The organism is Fodinicurvata fenggangensis DSM 21160, from assembly GCF_000686045.1.
Lineage (GTDB): Bacteria > Pseudomonadota > Alphaproteobacteria > Kiloniellales > DSM-21159 > Fodinicurvata > Fodinicurvata fenggangensis.
Genome location: NZ_JMLV01000002.1, coordinates 379,944 through 396,805, shown reverse-complemented (window position 1 = coordinate 396,805; position 16,862 = coordinate 379,944). Strand labels below are relative to the sequence as shown.

At 62.9% G+C, this 16,862-nt stretch carries 19 protein-coding genes; 8 read left to right on the top strand and 11 right to left on the bottom strand.

The genetic code is table 11. The features are described from left to right. Positions 1–12: 12 nt before the first annotated feature. From hisH to BP38_RS0105045, 7 genes are all read left to right on the top strand, one after another. Entirely contained in the window at positions 13–657 is a 645-nt protein-coding gene (gene hisH / locus BP38_RS0105075) for an imidazole glycerol phosphate synthase subunit HisH (RefSeq protein WP_026986850.1), read from the top strand. After that, positions 654–1,214, top strand: a complete 561-nt coding sequence (locus BP38_RS0105070; RefSeq protein ID WP_081816461.1) for a GNAT family N-acetyltransferase — start codon at positions 654–656, stop codon at positions 1,212–1,214. Before hisH ends, BP38_RS0105070 begins: the two co-directional genes overlap by 4 nt. 19 nt (positions 1,215–1,233) lie before the next feature. Further along, positions 1,234–1,983 (top strand): 1-(5-phosphoribosyl)-5-[(5-phosphoribosylamino)methylideneamino]imidazole-4-carboxamide isomerase, encoded by a 750-nt coding sequence (gene hisA, locus BP38_RS0105065; protein WP_026986848.1) that lies wholly within the window; start codon positions 1,234–1,236, stop codon positions 1,981–1,983. After that, entirely contained in the window at positions 1,983–2,759 is a 777-nt protein-coding gene (gene hisF / locus BP38_RS0105060) for an imidazole glycerol phosphate synthase subunit HisF (RefSeq protein WP_026986847.1), read from the top strand. Before hisA ends, hisF begins: the two co-directional genes overlap by 1 nt. A 14-nt stretch (positions 2,760–2,773) precedes the next feature. Then, entirely contained in the window at positions 2,774–3,103 is a 330-nt protein-coding gene (locus BP38_RS0105055; protein ID WP_026986846.1) for a phosphoribosyl-ATP diphosphatase, read from the top strand. A 181-nt stretch (positions 3,104–3,284) separates the two neighbouring features. Continuing rightward, positions 3,285–3,665 carry a histidine triad nucleotide-binding protein gene (locus BP38_RS0105050; protein WP_026986845.1) on the top strand — a complete coding sequence of 127 codons (381 nt, stop codon included), beginning with the start codon at positions 3,285–3,287 and terminating at the stop codon, positions 3,663–3,665. 61 nt (positions 3,666–3,726) lie between these two features. Next, positions 3,727–3,906, top strand: coding sequence for a PLDc N-terminal domain-containing protein (locus BP38_RS0105045; protein ID WP_026986844.1), 180 nt, complete (start codon positions 3,727–3,729; stop codon positions 3,904–3,906). A 21-nt stretch (positions 3,907–3,927) separates the two neighbouring features. On the opposite strand, the gene BP38_RS19105 is transcribed toward BP38_RS0105045, so the two are convergent. The 10 genes from BP38_RS19105 to rsmI form a co-directional block, all read right to left on the bottom strand. Then, positions 3,928–4,806 carry an ion transporter gene (locus BP38_RS19105; protein ID WP_081816460.1) on the bottom strand — a complete coding sequence of 293 codons (879 nt, stop codon included), beginning with the start codon at positions 4,804–4,806 and terminating at the stop codon, positions 3,928–3,930. A 135-nt stretch (positions 4,807–4,941) separates the two neighbouring features. Continuing rightward, positions 4,942–6,651 (bottom strand): cation:proton antiporter, encoded by a 1,710-nt coding sequence (locus BP38_RS19100; RefSeq protein ID WP_035723625.1) that lies wholly within the window; start codon positions 6,649–6,651, stop codon positions 4,942–4,944. A gap of 79 nt (positions 6,652–6,730) precedes the next feature. Further along, on the bottom strand, positions 6,731–8,260 hold the full coding sequence (locus BP38_RS0105030; RefSeq protein WP_026986843.1) for a YifB family Mg chelatase-like AAA ATPase: 1,530 nt from the start codon (positions 8,258–8,260) through the stop codon (positions 6,731–6,733). A gap of 132 nt (positions 8,261–8,392) precedes the next feature. Continuing rightward, positions 8,393–9,604 (bottom strand): MFS transporter, encoded by a 1,212-nt coding sequence (locus tag BP38_RS0105025; RefSeq protein WP_026986842.1) that lies wholly within the window; start codon positions 9,602–9,604, stop codon positions 8,393–8,395. Positions 9,605–9,616: 12 nt separating this feature from the next. After that, a complete protein-coding gene (locus BP38_RS0105020) occupies positions 9,617–10,330 on the bottom strand; it encodes a ZIP family metal transporter (RefSeq protein WP_026986841.1) in 714 nt (237 codons plus the stop codon). Between the two features lie 46 nt (positions 10,331–10,376). Further along, positions 10,377–11,333, bottom strand: coding sequence for a glutathione synthase (gene gshB, locus BP38_RS0105015; RefSeq protein WP_026986840.1), 957 nt, complete (start codon positions 11,331–11,333; stop codon positions 10,377–10,379). A gap of 106 nt (positions 11,334–11,439) precedes the next feature. Then, the gene (locus tag BP38_RS0105010; protein ID WP_245602321.1) at positions 11,440–12,294 is read right to left on the bottom strand and encodes a SirB1 family protein; all 855 of its coding nucleotides are present in this window, start codon (positions 12,292–12,294) and stop codon (positions 11,440–11,442) included. 20 nt (positions 12,295–12,314) lie between these two features. After that, a complete protein-coding gene (locus BP38_RS19095) occupies positions 12,315–13,004 on the bottom strand; it encodes a BON domain-containing protein (protein ID WP_051608984.1) in 690 nt (229 codons plus the stop codon). 91 nt (positions 13,005–13,095) lie between these two features. After that, positions 13,096–13,458 (bottom strand): YraN family protein, encoded by a 363-nt coding sequence (locus BP38_RS0105000; RefSeq protein ID WP_035723618.1) that lies wholly within the window; start codon positions 13,456–13,458, stop codon positions 13,096–13,098. Beyond that, positions 13,455–14,324, bottom strand: coding sequence for a 16S rRNA (cytidine(1402)-2'-O)-methyltransferase (gene rsmI, locus BP38_RS0104995; protein WP_035723615.1), 870 nt, complete (start codon positions 14,322–14,324; stop codon positions 13,455–13,457). Before rsmI ends, BP38_RS0105000 begins: the two co-directional genes overlap by 4 nt. 52 nt (positions 14,325–14,376) lie before the next feature. Here rsmI and BP38_RS19090 point away from each other — a divergent pair, with 52 nt between their 5' ends. Beyond that, positions 14,377–15,636: a penicillin-binding protein activator gene (locus BP38_RS19090; protein WP_051608983.1), complete on the top strand. Its 1,260-nt coding sequence runs from the start codon at positions 14,377–14,379 to the stop codon at positions 15,634–15,636. 24 nt (positions 15,637–15,660) lie between these two features. Here BP38_RS19090 and hemW read toward each other — a convergent pair whose 3' ends face one another. Beyond that, positions 15,661–16,848 (bottom strand): radical SAM family heme chaperone HemW, encoded by a 1,188-nt coding sequence (gene hemW / locus BP38_RS0104985; RefSeq protein WP_035723612.1) that lies wholly within the window; start codon positions 16,846–16,848, stop codon positions 15,661–15,663. Positions 16,849–16,862: the final 14 nt, after the last annotated feature.

Genomic DNA, 16,862 nt, shown 5'->3' with positions numbered 1-16,862 from the left:
GATAATCGCCGAATGACCTGTGTAATCATCGACTACGGCTCGGGCAATCTTCGCTCGGCCGCCAAGGCGCTGGAACGCGCAGCCGCGCAGGACAGCCTTGGTATCGCCATCAAGGTGAGCGACCGTGCCGAGGACCTGGCGCAGGCCGAGCGTATCGTCCTGCCCGGTGTCGGGGCCTTTGGCGACTGCCGACAGGGCCTGGCGGCCGTGCCCGACATGATGGAGGCGCTCGAGGAGGAAGTCCGGCAGAAGGGAAAGCCTTTCCTGGGCATCTGCGTCGGCATGCAACTGATGGCCGAACGGGGTGTCGAACATGGCACCTATCCGGGGCTGGGCTGGATCAGCGGCGAAGTGAAGCGGATCGAGGTGCCCGCGGGCTACAAGATTCCCCATATGGGCTGGAACGACCTGAGCTTCAGCCCGGGTCCGCGCCATCCCGTACTGGATGGGCTGGAACAGGGGGTGCATGCCTATTTCGTGCACAGCTACAGCCTGCGTGCCGAGAACCCGGACCAGGTCCTGGCCTGGACCGACTACGGTACAGACATCACGGCCGTGGTGGGACGGGACAACCTGATCGGAACGCAGTTTCACCCCGAGAAGAGCCAGGCCGCCGGCCTGCGCCTGCTAGCAAATTTCCTGAGGTGGACACCGTGAGCAACAACTCCTTCATCAATCCGGGCAAGCCCGCAAAAACCCGTGTGGAAAGCCTGACGGAGTTTACCGGATCCGATCTGCACGATCTTTGCGATGCCGCGGAAGCCGCGATCGTTGATGGCGGAGGTTTTGGCTGGCTGAAACCACCGCCCCGCGAGGTCATGGAGTCCTATTGGAAGGGCATGCTGCTGATCCCCGAACGTATGATCTTCGTGGCCCGCCTGGATGGTGTGATTGCCGGTTCAGCCCAGCTGCTGCAGCCTCCCAAGAACAACGAGGCGGGCGCAGCCTGCGGCAGCCTGACCACCTTTTTCATAGCGCCCTGGGCACGTGGGCACGGCCTGGCGCCGAAGCTGGTCGGCCGTGTTGAAGCCGCCGCGCGGGAGGCGGGGTTCGAGGTGTTGAACCTGGATGTACGCGCGACCCAGACCCGTGCGATCCAGGTCTATGAACAGATGGGCTTCGTACGCTGGGGCACGCACCCCTATTACGCCTATGCCGAGGGCCGCTGGCTTGAGGGATATTATTACTATAAGGACCTGACCAAACAGGATTGAAGACGAGAACGGACCCAGCATGATTCTTTATCCCGCCATTGACCTGAAGGACGGCCAGGCCGTGCGCCTGCTGCGCGGCGACATGGACAAGGCCACGGTCTTCAACAAGGACCCTCTGGACCAGGCACGCGCTTTCCAGGCGGCGGGGTTTGCCTGGCTGCACCTGGTGGACCTGAATGGCGCCTTCGAGGGCAAGCCGGTCAATGCCGAGGCCGTGGAACGCATTGCCGGCAACATCGACCTTCCCATCCAGCTTGGCGGCGGCATTCGTTCGCTTGAGACCATCGAGCGCTGGCTCACCGCCGGCGTGGCCCGCGTGATCCTGGGCACCGTGGCGGTCAAGGATCCCGACCTGGTGATCGAGGCCTGTCACCGATTTCCCGGCCGCATCGCCGTGGGCATCGACGCTCGAGACGGCCGCGTGGCCGTCGAGGGCTGGGCCGAGACCTCGGACCTGCTGGCCAGTGACCTGGCGCGGCGTTTCGAGGACGCCGGGGTCAGCGCCATCATCTATACCGATATCGACCGCGATGGCGCCCTGCAGGGCGTGAACGTCACCTCGACGGCCGAACTTGCCCAGGCAGTCAACCTGCCAATCATCGCCTCGGGTGGTGTGGCCGGGCTAGAGGATATCGCTGCTCTGGCAGAGGTCGGACAGCAGCCGGCGCAGACAGCCATAGCCGGTGTTGTCTGCGGCCGTGCGCTCTATGACGGACGCCTGGATCCGAAGGAAGCCCTGGCGCTGCTGCGCGAAAGGACAGGTGCCTGATGCTGAAGGTCCGGATCATACCCTGCCTGGACGTTAAGGACGGGCGCGTGGTGAAGGGCGTGAACTTCGTCGGCCTGCGCGATGCCGGAGATCCCGTGGAACAGGCGCGTATCTATGACGCCGCCGGGGCCGACGAGCTTTGCTTTCTGGATATCACGGCCAGTCACGAGAACCGCGGTACGATCCTGGACGTGGTCCGCGCCACCGCCGAACAGTGCTTCATGCCGCTGACCGTAGGTGGCGGTGTGCGCACGCTGGAGGACATCCGCCAACTGCTGCTGGCCGGGGCCGACAAGGTCTCCATCAACACCACCGCCGTTCACAATCCCGAATTCGTGCGCGAGGCCGCCGAGAAGTTCGGTACCCAGTGCATTGTCGTGGCCGTGGACGCAAAGCTTGGCGACAGCGGCGATTTCGAGATCTTCACCCATGGCGGACGAAAGCCCACCGGCCTGGAAGCCGTCAGCTGGGCCCGGCGCATGGCCGACTACGGCGCCGGCGAGATCCTGCTGACCTCCATGGATCGGGATGGCACTAAGACGGGCTTCAACCTGGAGCTGACGCGCGCGGTAGCCGACGCGGTCGAGGTTCCCGTCATCGCTTCGGGTGGTGTGGGCAATCTGGACCACCTGGTCGAGGGAATCCGCGACGGACATGCCGCCGCCGTGCTGGCAGCCTCGATCTTCCACTTCGGCACCCACAGCATTGCCGAGGCCAAGGCCCACCTGGCGGCCGCCGGCATTCCCGTACGCCCGATGGAGGAGGCCGGATCATGACCCAGCAGGACCAAATGCCCGACAACAGGCATGTGCTGGACGAACTCTACGAGGTCATCGCAGCCCGCCGGAACGCCGACCCCGAAATCTCCTACACGGCAAAACTCTTTGCCAAGGGCGAAACGAAGATCGCCCAGAAACTGGGCGAAGAAGCCGTGGAAACCGTGATCGCGGCCTTGAAGGAGGACCGAGCCGCCCTGGCCTCGGAAAGCGCAGACCTGCTCTATCACCTGCTGGTTCTCTGGGCGGAAAAAGGCATCGACCCCGAAGAGGTCTGGAACAAGCTGCAGGATCGCAAGGGCACATCCGGCCTCGCCGAAAAGGCCGCCCGCAAGCCGGAATAAGCCCTGAGGACCCTAATCGGGTCCGGAAAAAGCCACAGCTTCCTGCCAGCCCCGTTCTCGCGACGGGGTGGTGTTTTCTTGCAGATTTCCCCATATAGCTGGGCGTGCTACGCTTCCTGCGGGTCGAGACTGGCCCGACGCGGATCACAGCCAGAACAGGACATCGAAGGGGAAAGCTGACGTGACGGACACTGCCGTTTCCTATGATCCGGAAAACATCTTCGCCAAGATCCTGCGCGGGGAGATTCCCTGCGACAAGGTCTTCGAGAACGAGCACGCGCTCGCCTTTAACGACATAAACCCCCAGGCGCCGGTCCACGTGCTGGTGATCCCCAAGGGCGAATACGTTTCCCCCGAGGATTTCACTGCACGCGCCAGTGACGCCGAGATCGCCGGATTCATGCGCGCGGTCGGGGAAGTGGCGCGCCAGCTTGGCCTGTCCGAGAACGGCTATCGCCTGCTAGCCAATCATGGGCCGGAGTCCCGCCAGGAAGTTCCGCACCTGCATGTTCACATCACCGGCGGCCGCGACCTGGGACGCCTGCTGGAGCCGGAAAAGTAACAGTTTGCTTATCCGAAGTTCGGATAGGCCACTGGTTTCGTAACGAAAAAGGACTCACCTCATGGGTATTGAAGTTACAGGCATTTTCGGCCTGCTCCTCCTGATCCTTGTGATATACGCCATCGTCAAGACGGTGCAGAGTGGCGCCTCCACGGGCGGCAAGGTCATCTGGATCGTCGTATTGATCCTGCTGCCGCTGCTGGGCTTCATTCTCTGGCTGCTGTTCGGCCCCAAGGGGTAAGCTAGGATAAGGCGCAGCGGCTCAGCCGCTGCGCCCTTCGCTTTCTTCCGGGTCGGAAGTTTCGCTGTCCGGGCGCATTGCCTGGACCTCCTCCTTGATTTCCCGCACCTCCCTCAGAATGGCTTCGGCATCCGCATGGGCCGCTTCGCGTTCGGCCTCGATGTCCGTATCATGCTGGGACTGCATGGCATTCACGATGATCGCGATGAAGAGGTTGAGCACGGTGAAGCTGGTCAGCAGGATGAAGGGCACGAAGAACAGCCAAGCCAGTTCGTAGCGTTCCATGACCGGACGTACGATGTCCATGGACCAGCTTTCCAGGGTCATGATCTGGAACAGCGTATAGGACGAAGCTCCAATGGTGCCGAACCACTCGGGAAAAGTCTCGCCGTAGAGCTTCGTCGCCATGACCGAGAAGACATAGAACACCAGCCCCAGCAGCGCGACGATCGAGCCCATGCCCGGGATCGCGCTCAGCAGCGCCCCCACCACACGACGCATGGAGGGCACGACCGAAACCAGGCGCATGACGCGCAGGATGCGCAAGGCACGCAGGACCGACAGGCTTCCCGTGGCCGGAACCAATGCAATCCCCACCACCAGGGTATCGAAGATGTTCCAGGGGTCCTTCACGAAGCGCCAGCCATAGGCCACCATTTTGGCCAGGATCTCCAGTACGAAAACCGCAAGGATCGTCCGATCCGCGGCCACGAGGAAGTCCCCGGCGGAAGCCATGGCCGTTTCACTGGTCTCAAGGCCCAGGGTGATGGCATTGAGCACGATCAGGACGGTGATGAACAGTTGAGTCCGGCGATGCTCAACCAGCTTGCGCAAGCCGCCGCGCAGACGGCTCTCGGTCTCGCGCGTTCCGTCACCCGGCCGGGCTTGCGGCCTGTTCATGCCTGACTCCTCTGCCCTGTCTGGGAAGGCGCTGCGCAATGGCCAGCCGCCTGCTTGATCTTCAGGCGCAGACATAAGACGAAAGCGGGGCCGGCTGACAAGCCCTTTTCGTACGAAAGGCGGGTGACAGTAGTGTCAGGCCTGGCCAGCGCCAAAGATCTCTTCCTCCTGGCGCACCGCCTGGCCGGTGATCTTCTCCACGGCCCGGGCCGCACCGTCGTTGAAGGGGTTGAGCACAACGTCCGCTCCCGCCTTCACCATCTGACGCGCATCCCATAGGTCATGACTGGTCACGGCAATCCGGCCCTGATAGCCGTTGTCCCGCAGGGTCTGGATCAGGGAGACACGCTGGTCCACACCAATCAGGGCCGTGCGTTGCGGCGGGGTTGCCATGATGACCCACTCGGCCGTGCGATAGGGCAGGTGCAGCAGGAATTCGGGATCCGACACATCACCATAGAGCGCTGGATAGCCGCGTGCCTGATAGCGTTTCAGCGTTTCCGGATCGAAGTCCACACCCAGGACGGATTTCTCCTGCTCGATCAGGTCGCGCGCGATACCCCGGCCGTAACGTCCCAAGCCAAACAGGATCACGTCATAGGCCCCCTCGGCCGCCGCACCTTCGTGCTCCTGTTCGCGATGGGCAATCCGCCGCTCGAAGATGCCGAGCAGGGGTTCCAGCCAGCGATAGAGCTGCTGGGAATAGGTGATCAGATAGGTGGACAGCATGATGGTGACCAGGCCCACCAGGGTGACCAGACCCATGGCCTGGTCACCGACATGTCCCAGCGACAGGCCCATGGCCATGAAGATCAGGGAAAACTCGCTGATCTGCGAAACCGTCAGGCCGGCCAGGAAGCCGGTGCGCTTGCGATAGCCCATGGCGCCCATGATGATCAGCACGATCAGGGGATTCCCGATCAGGACGAAGAGCGACAGGATGGTCGCTGGCCCCACCTGGCTGCCAAGCAGGTCCAGGTTCAGCCCCATGCCCAGCGAGATGAAGAAGAACAGCAGCAGGAAGTCGCGCAGGCTGGACAGTCGGGTCGCCACGTTGTCGCGATAGGAGGAAGAGGCAAGCGACACGCCGGCCAGAAGGCCGCCCAGCTCCTTGCCGACCCCGACCAGTTCGCCCAGGGCTGCGAAGATCACCGCCCAGGTGATCGCAAAGATGATCAGCAGTTCGGGCACGCGCGCCAGGCGGCGCAGCAAGGGATCAGCCAGGTATCGGATGAAGACCACGACCGCCGCGACCAGCAACAGGCCGCCGCCCAGAGCCGTCAGGACCGCCATGGTCCCGCCATCCCCACCGGCGCCGGCGCCAATGCCCACCGCCGACAGCACCACCATGGCCACCACGACGGCGATATCCTGGACAATCAGGAACCCCAGCGCGATGCGTCCATAGAGGGAGTCGATCTCGCCCTTGTCGGACAGCAGCTTGACGATGATGATGGTGCTGGAGAAGGTCAGGGCAACAGCCACATAGAGGCTCACGATCGGGCTGAGTCCCAAGGCCAGACAGATCAGGTAGCCGAAGACGGAGGTGAAGAGCACCTGGCCCAGACCGGTGGCCACCGCAACCGGACCCAGAGTGCGGACCAACTGCAGGTCCAGCTTCAGTCCTACCAGGAAAAGCAGCAGGGCAATGCCGATTTCCGCCAACAGGGAGATGGCCTCGTTGGCGCTGGCAAAGCCGGTGACATCCGGCCCGGCAATGATCCCGGCTGCAATGAAACAGACCAGCAGGGGCTGCCTCAGAGAAACGCCAATCAGCCCAACGAAGGTAGCAAGGCCAAGAAGCCCGGCCACCTCATAGAATACCGTATGATCGATGTGCTCCACCTGCCCCTGCCTGTCTGGTCCACCGTGTAGGGCAGATTAACATGTAAGCGCCAAGTGGAAAGAGCGGCCTGGAAGCCGGCTACGCCATTGCCGCCATCATGCGGCGATAACCCAGTGCCTCTGCGACGTGCAGGCGCCGGACCCCCTCACAGTCCTCAAGGTCGGCCAAGGTCCGGGCCACACGCAGAACACGATGGTAGCCACGGGCCGAGAGCTTCATGCGGTTGGCAGCCTCCTGCAGCAGGCTGCGGCCCTCGCTGTCGGGCTCCGCACAGCTTTCCAGGCGTTGGCCGTCCAGCTCAGCATTGGTCAGGCAGCGGCCCTCGATGCCATCACCCACGGCTCCGTTACGCTGTGCCTGGCGCGCCCGCGCCCGGGCCACACGCGCGGCCACATCAACACTGCCCTCGGCGGGCGGAGGCAGGGCCAGATCCGCCGCGCTGACCGCCGGGACATCCACATGCAGGTCGATGCGATCGAACAGCGGACCCGAGATGCGCGCCTGGTAATCCTGGCCACAGCGAGGGGCCTTGCTGCAGGCAAGCGCCGGATCGTCCAGATACCCGCAACGACAGGGATTCATGGCGGCCACCAGCTGGACGCGTGCCGGATAGGTCACATGGGCGTTGGCCCTGGCAATGGACACACGTCCCGTTTCCAGCGGTTGCCGCAGGGATTCCAGGGTGGAGCGGGCAAACTCCGGCAATTCGTCCAGGAAGAGCACACCGTGATGGGCCAGGGAGATCTCCCCCGGTTTCGCGCGATGCCCGCCGCCGACCAGCGAGGGCAGGGAGGCCGAGTGGTGCGGATCGCGGAAAGGCCGGTGCTGCAACAGCTTGCCTTCCTCCAGGGTCCCGGCCACGGAATGAATCATGGAAACCTCAAGCGCCTCGGCCGGTGACAGCGAAGGCAGGAGTCCGGGCAGGCGCTGAGCCAGCATGGACTTTCCGGACCCGGGCGGGCCCGTCATAAGCAGGTTGTGATTTCCGGCCGCCGCGATCTCCAGCGCACGCTTGGCCGATTCCTGGCCCTTGATCTCAGCCAGGTCTGGCGTAGACACATCGCTCTCGGCCAGGGCCGCCTGGGGTTGGGAGAGCACTTGGCTGCCCTTGATGTGATTGACCAGGCCCAGAAGGTCGCGCGGGGCCAGGATCTCGATATCCGGGGCCCAGGCCGCCTCGCCACCCTGCGCCGCGGGACAGACCAGGCCCAGGCTGCGCGCCGAGGCATGGATCGCCGCCGGCAGGACACCTGCCACGGGATTGATACGTCCATCCAGCGAGAGCTCGCCCAGCGCCAGGTGGGTGGCCAGGGCATCGGCCGGCAGGACCCCCATCTCGGCCATCAGGGCCAGGGCGATGGGCAGGTCGTAATGGCTGCCTTCCTTGACCAAGTCGGCCGGGGCCAGGTTGACCACGATCCGCTTGGGCGGCAGCGAAAGGCCCAGCGCCGTCAAGGCCGAGGTTACGCGCTCGCGGCTTTCGGCCACCGCCTTGTCGGCCAGGCCGACCACCAGGAATTTCGGCATGCCCGAGGTCGCCAGGACCTGGACATCCACATCGACAACCTCGACCCCCTGGAAGGCCACCGTCCCGATACGTGCGACCATGCAATGCCCCCGCCTGATCAACTACCACCATTTGGTGTTACGGCAGAGGGCATCAAAAGTCACCCATTTTCGACGGGATTTTATCTGTATCGAATTGAATTCGGAATTCGCTAGCCCATCAGATTGAGGGCATCATGCCCCGCGCAGCTGTGATTCCCGGGGCAACAGGGCTGTCAGCAGGCCCAGGAAAGGCAGGAAGGCGCAAAGCTGATAGACGAAGCCGATCCCGTAGGCATCGGCCAGGACACCCAGAATGGCCGCCCCCAGCCCGCCCATGCCGAAGGCAAAACCGAAGAACAGTCCGGAGATCAGCCCCACGCGCCCGGGCACCAGTTCCTGTGCATAGACGACGATCGCCGAGAAGGCCGAAGCCAGAACCAGGCCGATGACCACCGACAGCACGCCGGTCCAGAAGAGGCTGGCGTGCGGCAGCATCAGGGTGAAGGGCAGCACCCCCAGGATGGAGATCCAGATCACCGGACGCCGGCCGATTCGGTCGGCCAGCGGTCCGCCCAGAATGGTGCCCACGGCCGCTGCCCCCAGGAAAACGAACAGCAGGATCTGGGAATGCCGGATGGTCACCCCGAAGGTCTCGATCAGGTAGAAGGTGTAATAACTGGTCAGGCTGGAGAGATAGACGTACTTGGAGAAGATCAGCATCGCCAGCACGCCAATAGCGAAGAGGATACGCCGGCGCGGCAGGGGCAAGGCACGTGAGACCGTCGCTGTCTTCCTGCTGGCCTGGAGGTGTTGTCGCTTCGCCCAGGACCCCACCCACCAGAGAATCAGCATTCCCAGCAGGGCCACGGCGGAGAACCAGGCCACTCCCGGCTGTCCCAGCGGCAGGACCACATAGGCGGCAAGCAGCGGGCCGACGGCCGTGCCGGCATTGCCGCCCACCTGGAAGATCGACTGAGCCAGGCCGAAGCGGCCGCCCGAGGCCGTGCGGGCCAGCCGCGAGGCGTCGGGGTGGAAGATCGAGGACCCCAGTCCCACCGCACAGGCGGCAAACAGCAGGAAGAGATAATGCTGCGCGCTGGCCAGCAGCAGCAGCCCCACCAGCGTACAGCCCATTCCCACGGACAGCAGGCGGAAACGCTGTCGGCGGTCCGTATAGAAGCCCACCGCCGGCTGCAGCAACGAGGCCGTGACCTGGAAGGCCAGATGCAGAAGGCCGATCTGCGTGAAGCTGAGCGCAAAGTTCTGTTGCAGGACAGGATAGATCGCCGGCAGCAGCGACTGCATCATGTCGTTCAGGAAATGGCAGAGACTGAGCGCGCTGAGAACAACGAATGCCGTTCTATTGGCGCTGGCCGTCTCTGCGGTGTTCGCTGCCGCTGTCATCCTTTTTCTCCTTTAATGCAACAGCATATGACCCCAGAGCCCGAGAAGAAAGCCGGCAACCGCGCCCAATGGCGGCGCCCAGTGGCGCTCCAGGTGGGCTTGCGGCGCGATGTCCTGAAAATTCAGGTAGAGAATGCCGCCGGCAGCGAAGAACAGGATGCTTCCCAGCAGGTTCTCCAGGGAATGGAGGTAGCTGAAACCGATCCAGGCGGCCAGCGGGCCCAACAGGACGATGGCGCAGAAGGCGGCCAGGATTCCGCCTGCCGGCAAGCGGTTTCCCGAACGCAGCTCGCGATAGGCATTGAAGCCCTCAGGCAGGTTTTGCAGGGCAATCAAACCGGCAAGCAGCAGCCCGGCCGCCTTGCCTGTGGCCAGCATGGCTCCCAGCGCCAGGGATTCCGGCACGAAATCCAGCAGCATGGCCATCAACTGAGAGGCCGATCCGCCTGCCCGGGCCATCAGGTAGTCCACCACGAAGAAACAGACCCCGCCCAGGGTGAAGGCAGGAAGAGCGAAGGACGGCGAGGTCAGTTTCATGCCTTCGGGAATCAGGACCAGAGCCACCGCCGCCAACAAGGCGCCACCGCCGAAAGCGATCACCGAATGGCGGAATTCCGTTTCCAGCCATTGGGGGCGAAAATCCTCGATCCGCGCTGCAAATCCGCCAAGTGGAATGGTGGCTCCCGCCATGAAGGCATATGCGACGGCACTGAAAACATCAGGCATGGTCCGCCCCCCTGTGTATCAGAGCTGGATAGAGACCTTGGGCGCACTATTCCGGCATCAGGCCTTTGAAACGTGATTCGATCGCATCCCAGATATGACCGGCGGCATTGACGTTGTCGAAGCGTTCCAGCTCCTGCAGTCCGGTGGGCGAGGTCACGTTGATCTCGGTGAGGTAGTCGCCGATGACATCGATGCCCACGAAGATCAGGCCACGCTCCTTCAGGATCGGGCCGATGGTCGTGCAGATCTCACGATCGCGCTTGGAGAGTTCCACCGCCATGGCGCGGCCGCCGACATGCAGGTTCGAGCGAGCTTCGCCCTCGGCCGGGACCCGGTTGATGGCCCCAACGGGCTCACCATCGACCAGAATGATCCGCTTGTCCCCCTTGCGGATCTCCGGCAGATACTTCTGCACGATCAATGGTTCGCGTGAGATTTGCGTGAAGATTTCCAGCAGGGAGTTCAGGTTCTCATCACCCTCCTTCAGGTGGAAGACCCCAGCGCCTCCATTGCCGAACAGCGGTTTGACGATGATGTCCCTGTGCTCACGCCGGAAGGATTCGATTTCAGCCTTGCTGCGCGTGATCATCGTCGGCGGCATCAGCGTCGGAAAATGGGTGACGAACAGCTTTTCAGGCGCATTGCGTACCTCGGCGGGATTGTTCACCACGAGTGTCGAGGCCGGCAGGTGCTCCAGCAGATGCGTTGCCGTGATGTAGGACATGTCAAAGGGGGGATCCTGGCGCATGAGCACCACATCCATACAGGCAAGGTTCAGGCTCTCCGCTTCACCCAGGGTGGCCGCCCGGCCCGCTTCACGTTGAAAGACGGCGGGACGTACGGTGGCATAGACCCGGTCGTTATAATAGGTCAGGTCCTGGGGCAGGTAATGATACAGTCCATGCCCCCTGCGTTGCGCTTCCATTGCCAGGGCAAAGGTACTGTCGGCATTAATGTCGATGGGTTCCACTGGATCCATCTGGATGGCAACGGCAAGTGACATGACTTCTCCTTGATCACGCGTGTCCAGTCTGCGGCCCGCTGCAGGCCTTAGCATTCTCCGACAGCTATTCCCAGCCGTAACGCATCAGGCCGGCCGGCTTCAGGCTTCAAATCAGGCGCCCGCGCATCTCCTCAAGCAAGCGGGCGGTGTCCTGCCTGTTCTTGTCCGGTCCGGCCAGATCGAGATACTGCTCCAATGCATGGATTCCCTCGTGCAACCGACCCAGATGATTGTGGATCAAGCCGGCTTCCCGCCAAAGCTCGGCCCGTTGCGGTGCAAGCAGTAGCATCCTTTCCACCACCGGCAGAGCGTCGTCGGCTCTTTGCGCTTTCAGCAGGCGCAGTTTCAGGTTGTTCTGGAGCCTGAGAAGAATTTCCAGGTTTCCGCTGGCGCTGTAATGGTCACGGGTCAATTCCGCTTCCACCCCCGCCATCGCCTTGAGCAGCTGGCGCATGTCGGCAGGAGTGCAACTGCGCCCCTCATTGAAGGGGTCCAGTATGCAGCGCTCACCGCCGAAGCCGACCCGGATCAGGAAGTGTCCGGGAAAGGACAGGCCCACGGCTTCGCAATCCAGGCGACGCGCTATATGAAGATAGAGGATACCGAGAGCCACCGGCAGGCCGTGTCGGCGGTCAATGACGGACATCAGGTTGGCGTTGTTCAGGTCGTCGTAGTTTTCGTCATCGCCCTTGTATCCGAATTGCTGATAGACGACCCGATTCATGGCACCGACAATGTTCTCCAGGTTATCTCCCGCATTCTCGGAAATCAGGCGAGCGCCGGCTTCCCGTGCCAACTCGGAAAGATGCCGTTCGTAAGTGGATAGCTCCACGCCGGGGCGCTCCAAGGCCGCCAGCAACAGGGCGGTGTGCGCCAGGTCGATGTCCTCGTCGGGAAGCTTGCCGGTCTCCTGCAGTTCTCTCTCGATATCCTTGCGGGTCGTTGCGGGTATGCTGTTCACCCGTGACCTCCTCTTGTTTCTCAGTCTGGTCCCGTTGTTACGTTTTCGTCGGCCAGCACGCGCAGGTAATCCGTGACACCCTTAACATAAGGCACGGACTTGGCATGCGCCACGACCCGTTCGCGTTCATCCTCGCTGCGTGCGATTCCGATCAGGTAGACCCTCTGGTTCACCACCTCAGTGGAATAGTTGATGTCCTTGACGTCCACGTCAAACAGCAGAAGCGTATCCAGGCGCAACTCGATCCAGCGATCCAGTGCGGCATCGCTCAGGCTTGAGGTGTCATCCACAACCAGCTCATCAATAACCTCATTCACCCCCTCCGGACGCCAGGCCAATCGGAAGACCTGGATCTTGTCCTCGGGTGTCGGCACATTGCCGCTCAAAAGTACGCGTCCTTCCTCCACCTGAAGGTGGACGGCGTTGTAGATCTCGAAATCCTCCTGCAGCAGCAAGGCATTCAGCTCGAAGCGGATCCGCGTGTCGTCCGCCGTGGTCGAGAAACCCTTGTCCTTGCTGGCTGCAACACCCCCCGTGGCCGCGGCTCCCACGATCATGCCGGTGCGGCTGCATCCTCCTGCCAGTGCCAGGATCACGACAAGAGTCAACAGGAAGAGGCCGCGTACGGCGTACACATACAGATGGGCGACGGGCAGATGGGCCGCGGAAAACCAGGCCGGCAGTGCTGTCTCACTCGGCTGCCAATGCAAGCTGTTCCTCCTGGAAAATAAAGAAGGGATTGCCTCCATATGAAACGACAGGATCATACGTCATTCCTGCAATTCCTGAACAGGTCGGCTTTCATGGACGCCACAGATCCGGCAAGTGGCGCGGCAGGCGCCCGGGCACCAGCAAAAGCCCGTCAAAGCGCAATTGGCGCTCGGCCAGCTCGGGCCGGCGGGAGAGATAGTAGCTTGCCGCTCGTTCTATGCGATGGCGCTGGCGCTCGGTTATTGCCAGCAACGCCTGTTCATGCGTTGCCCGATGCTTGACCTCCACGAAAGCCAGGATCGCACCCCGGCTTACCACCAGGTCGATTTCGCCGACTGGAGTTCGCAAGCCCTGCGCCAGGACACGGTAGCCCTTCATACGCAACCAGAAACTGGCCAGCGTTTCGGCACGCCGGCCCCGCTTCCAGGCTGAAAGACGTGCAGACCGGCTCATGTTCCGGATTTGCTCGTCAATTCCAGGGCACGGGCGTAAACGCGTCGCCGCGGCAGGCCACTTTCTGAGCTTACCCTGTTCACGGCATCGCGCAGGCTGCTCTCGGCCAGCGCCGCCCGGAGCCGATCGTCAAGGTTGTCCTCTGCCGCAGCGGCGCGCGCACTGTCTGACAGGGGACCGACGAGGACGACAATCTCTCCCTTGGGTGCACCCTGCTGGCTGTAATGCTCGGCCAGCGCCTCCAGGCTGTCCCGCCGCACTTCCTCGTACAGCTTGGTGAGTTCCCGCGCCACGGCGGCCTGGCGATAGCCACCGAGAACGTCCCTCATGTCGCGCAGGCAGGCCGCAAGACGGTTCGGCGACTCATAGAACACCAACGTTCCAGGTATGCTCTGCAGGGCTTCCAGTTCATTCCTTCGCGCACCGCTGCGCGAAGGCAGGAAACCTGAGAAATAGAATCGGTCCGGGGGGAGGCCTGAAAGTGTCAGGGCGGTCAGGACGGCCGACGCGCCGGGCAGCGCGGTCACCTCGTATCCGGCCTCCTGGACTTCACGGACCAGCTTGTAACCGGGATCCGAAACCAACGGCGTCCCGGCATCGCTGACCAGCGCCACAGATTTGCCACCACCCAGCGCAGACAGAAGTTTGGGACGCACACGCGCGGCATTGTGCTCATGATAGGCCGTCAGGGAACGCTCGATTCCATGCGCCTGTAGCAAACGCGCCGTCATGCGGGTATCCTCACAGGCAAGCAGATCGACCCTGGAAAGAACATCCAGGGCTCGCAGAGTGATATCTGCAAGGTTGCCGATCGGTACCGCAACAAGGTAAAGCTGCGGTGCCAACGGCTGTGAAGAGGATTGCATTCCTGTCTGCACCTTTCAGCCGGAAGGCCGCTTTGTTGTTAGGAGATCGTCCATGAGCCTGCTGCCCACTCGTTTTCTCGCCATTTTCCTGATCCTCGGCCTTGCCGCCTGCCAGTCACAGCAGGCTACGCAGCCGGACAGCGGCGCGCAACAGGTCGGAGAAAGCGCTGCGCCAGAAAGCCAGGCCGGTATGGACGGAGAATTCGCGGCCTATGATGACGGCCGTACCCGTATCGCCTTGCTGGCGCCACTCAGCGGCGAGCATCGTGCACTGGGGCGCAGCCTCGTGAATGCCGCCCAAATGGCTCTGTTCCGCCTGGCCGGAAACGATTTCGAACTTGTCGTCAAGGACGCGGGCGACACCGCACGCGAGGCGCAGGATGCAATGGACGAGGCCCTGAACGAAGACGTGCAACTGGTACTGGGTCCCCTGTTCTCGCAGTCCGTCTCCGCGATCGGGCCCCAGGCCACGCGAGCCGGGGTCCCCGTCCTGGCCTTTTCCAATGACCGGTCCGTGGCGGCCCCCGGCGTCTACGTGATGGGAATCGGCCCGGCCAACGACATTACCCGCGTCATCCAGTACTCGGTGGAGCAGGGTCGAGACCGGATCGCGATCCTGGCCCCGCGCAACTCCTATGGGCAGGCCGTTCAGGATGCCGCCCAGCGCGCCGCTTCGCGTTATGGGGCAACGATCACCCAGAGCGCATCCTATGACCCGGCAGACGTGGACATCAGCAACGATGTACGCGCGCTGGCCCAGTCCGCCAGCCAGACCAGCGGCGATCAGACCACCATAAGCGGCTCGGGCATGGGCGTGACTGGCTTCAACAGCCTGCTGATCCCGGCCGGCGGGCGCGAAGTTGAGAACATTGCACCACTGCTGCCCTATTACGACATCAATCCCGAAATCGTGCAGCTTCTGGGCTCACGCCTCTGGGAAAACGGTAACCTCGGTCGCGATCCCGTGCTTTCCGGAGGCTGGTTTGCAGCCCCCGAGCACAACAACTGGGAGACCTTTGCCCGCCAGTATGAAGACCTTTATGGCGAAGAACCGCCGCGTGTCGCCTCCATCGCCTATGATGCCACGGCCCTCGCCGCGGCCCTGGCGCGTGACGCCGAAACCGGCGACAACTCGATGGTCTACGATGAGGCTGTGCTGACGGACAGCGACGGCTATACCGGTGTGGACGGTTTGTTCCGCATGCTGCCGAATGGTGAGGTGGAGCGCGGTCTGGCGGTTTACGAATTGACCGACAACGGCTTCCAGCGCCTGGACCCGGCCCCAAGCAGCTTTGAACGCCTGCTCAACTGAAGCAGGTCAAGTCGGGAGGGAGCCTTACCCCAGGAGGAAACCGAGCAGGGCGTCAAGACGCTGGCGCCCGGCTGGCAGGGCGCGCAAACGCTCGTGCGTCAGTTCCAGGTAGCCAGCTTCGCAAAGCGCCGTCAGGCGTTCAGGATCCAGCAAGGCCTCAAGGGACCGGCCCTGTTCGGCTTCGACAGCCGCACGGCTGATTCCCTCGTCCAGACGCAAGCCCATCATCAGGCGTTCGGTCAGGCGTTCCTCAAGCGTGAGAGCGCTTTCCGCACGTGTGGCATGCCCCTGGTCCTCCACGCTTTCCAGCCAGGCTTCGGGCGCCCGGTGCTGGCGCAGGGCATAACGCGCTCCGTCAAAGCTCAAGCGGCCATGCGCACCCGGTCCGATGCCCAGGTAGTCGCCATAGCGCCAATAGACCAGGTTGTGGCGACTCTCCGCGCCGGGACGGGCGTAGTTCGAGATCTCATAACCTTCCAGGCCGGCCGGCTTCAGGATCGCCGCGGTGTGTTCATAGAGCTGCGCCTGACGGTCCTCCGGGGGCAGCTGCAGTTCACCGCGACGCCAGTCACCGTGGAATACGGTGTTGGGCTCGATGGTCAGCTGATAGAGCGAGATATGCTCGGTGCCTTCCTGTAGCGCGCTTTCCAGTTCGGCTTCCCAGCTTGCCAGGCTTTGCTCCGGCCGGGCATAGATCAGGTCAAAGGAAAAGCGCGGAAAATGCCGCCGGGCAAGCGCAATGGCGTCGCGCGCCTCGGCCGCGGAATGGCGGCGCCCCAGGAAGGCGAGCGCCGTGTCGTCAAAGGACTGAACGCCCAGGGACAGCCGATTGACCCCGGCCGTGCGATAGGCTGTGAACTTGCCGGCCTCTGTCGAGGTGGGATTGGCCTCGAGGGTCACCTCCAGATTGCTGTCCAGCTGCCAATAGCGGGGCAGGACATCAAGCAGCGCGCCCACGGTTTCGGGTGCCATCAGCGAGGGGGTTCCGCCTCCGAAGAACACCGAAGTTAGCTTGCGGCCGGCCGTACGGTTGGCGAAATGCGCCAGCTCGCGCAGGAGAGCCTGCCGCCATCGGTCCTGGTCGATGCTGTCCCGCACATGGCTGTTGAAGTCGCAGTAGGGGCACTTGGATTGGCAGAAGGGCCAATGGATGTAGAGCCCGAAGCCCGGACTCTCAGCGTCAGCTTCTGGATGGGTTTCGAGACTGGACATCTGCAGGTCCCTGT